The following is a 6,386-nucleotide window of genomic DNA, read 5'->3' as shown; positions in this document are numbered from 1 at the left end:
GGTGGAACCTACGCGCTCCAGCGTACCTTCCTGCAGCAGGCGCAACAGGCTCATCTGCGCATCCGGCGGCAGATCGCCGACTTCATCCAGAAACACCGTGCCGCCTGCCGCCGCCTCGAAGTGGCCCACGCGGCGGGCATTCGCACCCGTGAACGCGCCGCGCTCATGCCCGAACAACTCCGACTGCACCAGGTTGGCCGGCAACGCACCGCAATTGATGGCCGCAAAAGGATGAGCGCGGCGCGGCGATAACTTATGCAGCGCACGCGCAGCCACTTCCTTGCCAGTGCCGGTTTCGCCGGTAATCAGCACCGGCAGTTCCACCGGCGCGTATTTGCGCAGGCTCGCCACCACCGCCATCATCGCCGGGCTGTTGCCGGTAATGCCTGGCACGTCCGCATGGACGATGATCGGTGGCGGCGCATCGCCTGCCAGCTTGGCCAGCGTGTCAACCAGCCGATGCATATCTACTGGCGCGGTGAAGAAATCGATGCTGGCACGGAGCACGCGCTCCACTTCGGGCGCCTGCACCGAGGTCTCGGCAGACAACAGTGCCAGCCACGGAATACGCGGATGATCGGCCATCAGTTTGGCCATGCTGCGCAAAGCCTCGACGTCGGCCATGCGCACGTCGGCCATCGCCACGACCGTATCGCCTCGCCGGATGCCCACGCCACCCCCTGGGGCATTCGCATCCGCCACTCGCGTATGCCAACCTGCCTGCGCCAAACGCGCTCTTTCTATACTCGTCGGCTCCCCGAACCACACTAAACAGCGGATCGACGTATCGCTAATCATCGCAACGCCTCCCTCCAGGATAGCTGGCCCGCGGTCCCAGCCACATCCCATGGCAGGCCTTCGCCCCCGCGCCCGTGGGCCAGCATGCGCCAGAAACTCGGCGCCGTTCACGGAATATACACCCGAATTTCGTGGGCGATCACTTTTTGAGCAGGCAAAACGCCTATTGCCATGCCCGCCCGCCATGGCATGGGATGTCCATGCTAAGCATCAAATGGCGGCGGCCTGATGACAGGCGCTTCTTGAACGCGTTAGTTCAAGAACAGATCGGGCAGCAGCGGCGCACCGGGCTGATAAGCGTAATGATCGAAATCGCGCGTGCCCGCTTCGCGCAACACGTCCTCGTCGATCGCGAAGCGGCCGGTGCACTGCCGCGCAGGCTGGGTCAGCAGCACGTGCGCAGCATCCGCAACGATCTCGGGACGGCGACAGTGTTCGGGCCTTACGCCATCGATCATGGCAATAGCTGCCGTGGCAATGACTGTGCGCGGCCATAGCGCGTTCACGGCGATGGCCAGCGAGGCAAGTTCCGCACTCATGCCCAGCACACACAGGCTCATGCCGTACTTGGCAATGGTGTAGGCGGTATGCGGGGCGAACCATTTCGGATCGAGGTTCGGCGGTGGCGCCAGCATCAGTACATGCGGATTGCTGGCCTTTTTCAAATAGGGCAAGCACGCCTGCGTCACCATGAAGGTGCCCCGCGTGTTCACTTGATGCATGAGATCGAAGCGTTTCATCGGCGTGCCTTCGGTGCCGGCAAGCCAGATGGCGCTGGCATTGTTGACTACGATATCGATGCCACCGAACCGCTCCAACGCTTGCGCGACCGCCGCCTGCACGTCGCCTTCTTCGCGAATGTCCACCTTCAACGCCAGCGCCTTCCCGCCGGCCGCTTCCACGTCGGCAGCGGCCGTATGGATGGTGCCCGGCAGTTTGGGATTGGGCACGCCGCTCTTGGCAGCGATCACGATATTGGCGCCATCGCGTGCTGCACGCAGCGCTATCGCAAGCCCGATGCCGCGCGAGGCGCCGGTAATGAACAGGGTTTTTCCGGCCAGGGTGCTCATAGGAATGCTCAGGCTTTTTGGAAGCGCGGCAGGATATCGCGCAGGGTGGCCAAACGCTGCAATGGATCTGTCATTTCCAGCAGCTGTTGTTGTTCTTCGCGTGTCAACGGCAACAATTCGGCAAGGCGAAAACCCAGCCAGCCAGCATCGTCATAGGAGGCGCGCGGTTCGTGCCGCCAGTGCGGCCCAATGGTTTCAATCAAACGTTCAAGAATGGTCTGCAGCAAGGCGAATTCCACCGGCACTTCCTGCGGTGATTCGTCCGGCCACAATTGCACATCGCCACGCAGCAGGCCATCGGAGCGTGCACGTGTGCGCAATACGCGAAAACGGCTGCCGCCTTCGGCGGAGATGCCCAGCAGACCGTCTTCCCGATGACTGAAGTCCACGATGCGCGCCAGCGTGCCGATGGCCGCCGGGCGCGCCGGCACGCCCACCTCGGCGCCTTCCAGAATGAGGCACACACCGAAGGCTGTACCGCTGCGCGTGCATTCGCGCACCAGGTCCAGATAACGCGGCTCAAAGATTCGCAGCTGCAGCTGGCCGCCCGGATACAACACGGTACCGAGCGGAAACAGGGGCACTTCCATGGGAGGTAACTGAGCGGCCATGCCCTGAATAGTAGCCACTGGACGCCTCACATCGCACGCGGCAGAGTGCGTCGATATCCATGCAGGAAGCCCCACCGGATGTCCGTCACACCACTGGCCGCCGCCATGCCACCCGCCTCGACACCCGTGCAGCCGGCACCCGCCCCGGCCGTGCTGGAAGTCCGCGCCCTGAATAAGTCCTTCAAGCAACGCCAGGTGCTCAGGTCGCTGGACTGGAGCGTGCCAGGCGGACGCGTGATCGGCCTGCTCGGCCGCAACGGTGCCGGCAAGACGACGCTGCTGCGCTGCCTGCTGGGTCTTTCGCCTATCGACGGCGGCAACATCACGCTGTTCGGCGAGCCGATGCTGGAACCGGGTGGCGAGCGCATGCACCGCATTGGTTTCGTGCCGCAGACCTTCGATCTGTTTCCCTGGATGAAGGTGCGCGCTTATCTCGATTTCACCGCGGCCTTCTACGCGCGCTGGAATCATGACCTGGTGACTCGCCTGCTGGCGACCTGGGAGCTGGACGTCAAGCAAAAGATCGGTGAACTTTCACAAGGCCAACGGCAGAAGCTGGCGATCGTGCGTGCGATTGCGCCGGATCCGGACCTGCTGGTACTGGATGAGCCCGTAGCCAGCCTCGATCCCCAGGCGCGCCGCGCCTTCATGGGCGAATTGCTGACGCTGATGCGCGCGCCGGGCAAGACGGTCATTTTTTCTACCCATATCACTGCCGACCTCGAACGCGCCGGCGCGGATATCGCCCTGCTGCGCGATGGCCGCATCCAATTCACCCGGCCGTTGGCGGAATTGCGCGAGCGGCTGAAGCGCGTGGTCTTGGCGCGCGCGGAAGGTTGGGCACAGGCACCCACGGTGGCAGGCAGTCTCAAGTCACACGTGCAGGACGAACAAGCCGTGCTGCTGGTCGAAGATCCCGTTATCGATAGCCTGCATGCGCTCGCCATGCGTGAAAACGCCAGCATGCACATCGAGACACCCACGCTGGAAGATCTGTTCGTGGAGTTGGCATGAGTGTCGCCTGGCAACTCTGGCTGCAGTTGTTTCGCCGCACGCCATTACTGGTCGTACTGGCGAACCTGTTGCGCCTTGCCGCCGCGTATTTCGCCGTACGATGGCTGCGTGGCGAGGAGGAGCTCGCCATCGTCGCCGCGATGCTGTTTGGGGCAGCAACGTGGATATGGCATACCGGCCAGGGTTATCAGCTGCGAGGCCTATGTGTACCGGAGAGTTTTCTGCTGCCAAATTTCCGCAGGCGCTTGCTGGAATACGGCGCCATCGATGTAGCGATGTGGGTGCTGCTGCCGCTGCTCATCACCGTCATCGGCGGCGCGCCGCACTTGTCGCTGATCGCCTGCGCACTGCTGATCCTCGCCGGCATGGGGCTGATGATGGGCAGCAACCCCCGCACCGGCGCCTACATCTGGCCGTTCCTGATCGTGCTGGGCTGGATGCCATCGTTCCTGACCGCCTTCTTCAAAGAAGCGCTGCGCTCGCCACTCACCCCATGGCTGCTGCTGGCTGGCGTGGCTTTGCTGCTGCGGTTCAGCATCGCGCCGTTATTGCGGATCGAGGATCGGGAAACCGCGGCTTCGCCACTGGAAAGCACCAGCCTGGGCCGCATGCAAACCCGCAGCACGCCTGGCGAACCACGGCGCATGGGCCGATTCGGAAAACGCATCAATGCGCTATACGAACAACTGGCAGAGCGGACCCTGCAGCGTGCCTTGGCGGCCTACGCGGGCAGCCCAAGCTTTCGACGACGCATGATCCTGGTGCGGCGCTTGCTGCTGCCGAACGACAACCCGGAAGCCATCGTGCTGCGCATAGTCCTGGTGGCCGTGATCGTCTGCTTTTATTTCGTCGCCATCATGCATCGCCAGCATTTCAACCCGGTGGTTATCGGCGCCTACGCGATCATGCTGAGCGTCTCGCGTTTTCCGCAGTTGAATGTCGGCATGCTGCGCATGCGGCCGAACATGGCCGATCTTTATCTGACACTGGCGCCGGAGACACGCGCCGAGTACCAGCAAACCATCTCGGATGCATTGCTGATCCTGGTGCCCATCAGCCTGCTTACCGCACTCGTCTACACCGTGCTCGGCGCCGTGTTGATGCATGCGCCGGATCCGTGGCACATGCTGTTCGTGGCAGCGATCGTTTCGCTGGCCACCAGCCTGGCTGCGCTCGCCTTGCATCTGATCGGCCCGGAAGGCAGCACAGGCCGCGCCATCGTCAACCTGGCGGTGATGTTCGGCACGATGGCCGTGTATTGGGGCGGTTATTGGCTGGTAGGCACCGCCGGCTACCTGATCGGCGGTGGCCTGCTTGCGCTGGTGTCACTGGGATTTGGCGCCGGGGTGTGGATGGCGGCGCAGCGTGAATATGTGTCGCGCGCGCCGCGCTTCGATGCGCCGATCGGTTGATGCTTGCAGGTAGGCCGGAACGAGGCGTAGCCGAATCCCAGCCCAGGCATACATCATGGCGATGCTGGGATTGCCATCCCAGCCTACGCGTGCAGCGCTTCGACGAAACGGCGCGGCGCGTTCTCGAAGCCGCCGTTGGACATGAACACTACATGGTCGCCGGCACGCGTTTGCGACCTCAGCACAGCAAGCAAATCGCTGACGGTAGGCGCAGTGCTGGCGCGGCCGTGCAAGGCGTCGGTCACGCGACGGGCGTCCCACGGTAGTTCGGGTCGATGCAGAAACACCACGGCGTCGGCGTCGGCCAGTGAGGGCGCCAAGGCGTCGGCGTGCGCACCCAGCCGCATGGAGTTGGAACGCGGTTCCAGCGCCACCAGGATGCGCGCGTTACCCACTTTCGCGCGCAAACCGGCCAGCGTGGTGGCAATGGCGGTGGGATGATGGGCGAAGTCATCGTAGACGCGCACGCCAGCGACTTCGCCCACCAGCTCCATGCGACGCTTTACGCTCTGGAACGTGCCGAAGGCCGGCAGCAGCGCGCGCGGATCGGCGCCTGCTGCGGTGGCCGCGGCCAATGCGGCCAGCGCATTCATCACGCTGTGATCGCCCAGCAGCGGCCAGTTCACCTCGCCGATCGCTTCACCTTGGTATTGCACGGCGAAGTGCGATCCATCGGCTTCGATCAAGCGTGCCTGCCAGTCGCCCTTGCCGATGCCGAAGGTTTCGACCGGCGTCCAGCAGCCCATCGCCAGCACTTCGGCAAGATAGGCATCGTGCGCATTGACGATCAGCTTGCCGTTGCCCGGCACCGTGCGCACGAGGTGGTGGAACTGGCGCTGGATCGCGGCGACGTCCGGGAAGATGTCCGCATGGTCGTACTCGAGATTGTTGAGAATGGCGATGCGGGGGCGGTAGTGCACGAATTTGGAGCGCTTGTCGAAAAACGCGCTGTCGTATTCATCCGCCTCGATCACGAAAAGCTTGCCCTGCCCCAGCCGCGCCGAGATACCGAAGTTGCCGGGCACGCCGCCGATCAGGAAACCCGGCGCCAGCCCCACGCTATCGAGCAGATGCGCCAGCAGGCTGGTGGTGGTGGTCTTGCCATGCGTACCGGCTACCGCCAGCACCTCGCGCTCGACCAGCAAGCGCTCGCCCAGCCACTGCGGACCGGACACGTAGCGCAGGCGCTCATCGAGCATGTGCTCCACCGCCGGATTGCCGCGCGTCATGGCATTGCCGACGATGACCAGATCGGGCGCGGGCTGCAAATATTCGGCCCGGTAGCCTTGCATCAAGGCGATGCCCAGCGCTTCGAGCTGGGTGCTCATCGGCGGGTAGACGTTGGCGTCAGAGCCCTCCACCGTTTCGCCGAGTTCGCGCGCCAAGGCGGCGACGCCGCCCATGAAGGTGCCGCAGATACCGAGAATGTGCAGACGCATGCGATGTGTGTGTCTAGGCCCGGCTCTCTTCCCATCTTTGAT

At 63.7% G+C, this 6,386-nt stretch carries 6 protein-coding genes; 2 read left to right on the top strand and 4 right to left on the bottom strand.

Features of this window, described 5'->3' with window-relative positions; all coding sequences use genetic code 11:
- The 3 genes from VMA74_RS06365 to VMA74_RS06355 form a co-directional block, all read right to left on the bottom strand.
- On the bottom strand, window positions 1-798 hold a 798-nt coding region (locus tag VMA74_RS06365; protein ID WP_325365796.1), incomplete at its 3' end, for a sigma-54-dependent transcriptional regulator.
- A 251-nt stretch (window positions 799-1,049) separates the two neighbouring features.
- Complete coding sequence (locus tag VMA74_RS06360) at window positions 1,050-1,868, bottom strand: NAD(P)-dependent oxidoreductase (RefSeq protein ID WP_325365795.1); 819 nt, start codon at window positions 1,866-1,868, stop codon at window positions 1,050-1,052.
- Window positions 1,869-1,876: 8 nt separating this feature from the next.
- Entirely contained in the window at window positions 1,877-2,458 is a 582-nt protein-coding gene (locus tag VMA74_RS06355) for an LON peptidase substrate-binding domain-containing protein (protein ID WP_414649565.1), read from the bottom strand.
- Between the two features lie 99 nt (window positions 2,459-2,557).
- Here VMA74_RS06355 and VMA74_RS06350 point away from each other — a divergent pair, with 99 nt between their 5' ends.
- A complete protein-coding gene (locus VMA74_RS06350; RefSeq protein WP_325365794.1) occupies window positions 2,558-3,493 on the top strand; it encodes an ABC transporter ATP-binding protein in 936 nt (311 codons plus the stop codon).
- Window positions 3,490-4,905 (top strand): hypothetical protein, encoded by a 1,416-nt coding sequence (locus VMA74_RS06345; RefSeq protein WP_325365793.1) that lies wholly within the window; start codon window positions 3,490-3,492, stop codon window positions 4,903-4,905. The genes VMA74_RS06350 and VMA74_RS06345 overlap by 4 nt, the downstream gene beginning before the upstream one ends.
- Before the next feature lie 83 nt (window positions 4,906-4,988).
- Here VMA74_RS06345 and mpl read toward each other — a convergent pair whose 3' ends face one another.
- On the bottom strand, window positions 4,989-6,344 hold the full coding sequence (gene mpl / locus VMA74_RS06340) for a UDP-N-acetylmuramate:L-alanyl-gamma-D-glutamyl-meso-diaminopimelate ligase (RefSeq protein ID WP_325365792.1): 1,356 nt from the start codon (window positions 6,342-6,344) through the stop codon (window positions 4,989-4,991).
- Window positions 6,345-6,386: the final 42 nt, after the last annotated feature.

This window comes from Dyella sp. (assembly GCF_035508675.1).
Taxonomy (GTDB): domain Bacteria; phylum Pseudomonadota; class Gammaproteobacteria; order Xanthomonadales; family Rhodanobacteraceae; genus Dyella_B.
The sequence above is the reverse complement of the archived record's forward strand: the minus strand, read 5'-3'. Positions and strand labels throughout refer to the sequence as shown.